Below are 1518 nucleotides of genomic sequence, written 5' to 3' on the forward strand. Positions count from 1 at the left end.
ACGAGACTGTGAATCTTTTTATATCGGGCGCGTGGCAGCTGTGATTCTCTTCGCGGATTGATTTGCAGGAGGGGGATGATGGCTGGTGACGAGTTGTTTGGAGAGCTGCCGGAACAAGCGGAGCCACGGGCCGAAGCAGTGCGGCGCGGTGCGCCGCGGCTGCGCGAGCCGGTGCGCGACCAGGTCGAACTGCGAGCGGTCGATATCGACAGCCTGATCGGACAAGATCATCCGGCACGGGTGATATGGGCCTATGTGGAAGGGCTCGACCTGAGTGAACTGGAGGATCGGGTCAAGGCGCGGGAGAACAGGCCCGGCCATCCGGCGCCATCGCCACGGCTGCTGCTGGCGCTTTGGCTGTACGCCACGAGCGACGGCGTCGGCAGCGCGCGGGCGTTGGACCGGCTCTGCGACAGCCATGACGTCTATCGCTGGCTCTGTGGCGGGGTGTCCTTGAACTATCACACACTATCGGACTTCCGGGTCGGCTGTGCCGACCTGCTCGACCGCTTGCTGATCGAGCATCTAGCGGCGCTGAGCAAAGCGGGGCTGGTCGATCTGGAGAAGCTGGCCCAGGACGGGGTGCGGATACGGGCGAATGCGGGAGCCGGCTCGTTCCGCCGCGAGGCGACGCTGGACCGGCAGATGGCGCAGGCCAAGGCCGTGGTGGAGGAGCTCAAGCGCGAGGTCGATGCGGATCCGGAAGCCAGCAACCGGCGGATCCGGGCCGCCAGGGAGCGCGCGGCGCGCGAACGCAGTGAGCGGGTGCAAGCGGCGCAAACGGCGCTGGCCGAGATCAAGCGCAAGCGAAACAAGCTCAACGACAAGGGCGGCAATGGCAAGAAGCCGAAGGAGCCGCGGGCCTCCACCACGGACCCGCAGGCGCGGGTGATGAAGATGGCGGATGCCGGCTTCCGTCCGGCCTACAATGTGCAGGTGGCCAGCACGGCGGGCAAACCGATCGTGGTTGCGGTCGATGTCGACAACAACGGATCAGATCGCGGCCTGATGCGGCCGATGCTGGAACGAACGCGCGCCCGGCTGACGCGCTTTCCCCGCCGCCATCTCGTCGATGGCGGCTTCTGCAGTGCAGAGGACATCGAGTGGGCGCATGGCCAGGGCATCGAGGTCTATTGCCCACCGACCAAATCCAAGAGCGGCATCGATCCCTTTTTACCGCGGAGCAGCGACGGCCCAGGGGTGCTGGCTTGGCGCGCCCGCATGGCCAGTGACGCCGGCAAGGCACAGTACCAGGCCCGCTCGATCTGCGAATGCATCCATGCCCGCTGGCGCAACTGGGACCTCAGGCAATTGACGGTGCGCGGCATCGAAAAGGTCCGAGCCGTCGTGCTCTGGTACGCCCTCACCAACAACATCCTGCAGGGACATCGCCTCGCCAACCCATAGCTGCGCCAAACCATAGCGGCGCGCAAATCCCGCCCCGCTCCACCGTCGAGGTCTTCAACATCCGCTACTTCGGATGCCGTCTACCCGAAAACCGAATTGGTTCTCAGGCTC

At 65.5% G+C, this 1518-nt stretch carries 1 protein-coding gene; it reads left to right on the plus strand.

Annotated features, from left to right (window positions below):
• The first annotated feature begins 75 nt into the window (after positions 1-75).
• Complete coding sequence (locus tag ACZYOF_RS43675; protein ID WP_463719578.1) at positions 76-1407, plus strand: IS1182 family transposase; 1332 nt, start codon at positions 76-78, stop codon at positions 1405-1407.
• Positions 1408-1518 lie beyond the last annotated feature (111 nt).

This window comes from Bradyrhizobium sp. LeoA1Lang (assembly GCF_055413685.1).

Bases quoted from the DNA above. Each gene is read 5' to 3' on its own strand.
- ACZYOF_RS43675 (WP_463719578.1), top strand. From the start codon at position 76: ATGATGGCTGGTGACGAGTTGTTTGGAGAGCTGCCGGAACAAGCGGAG.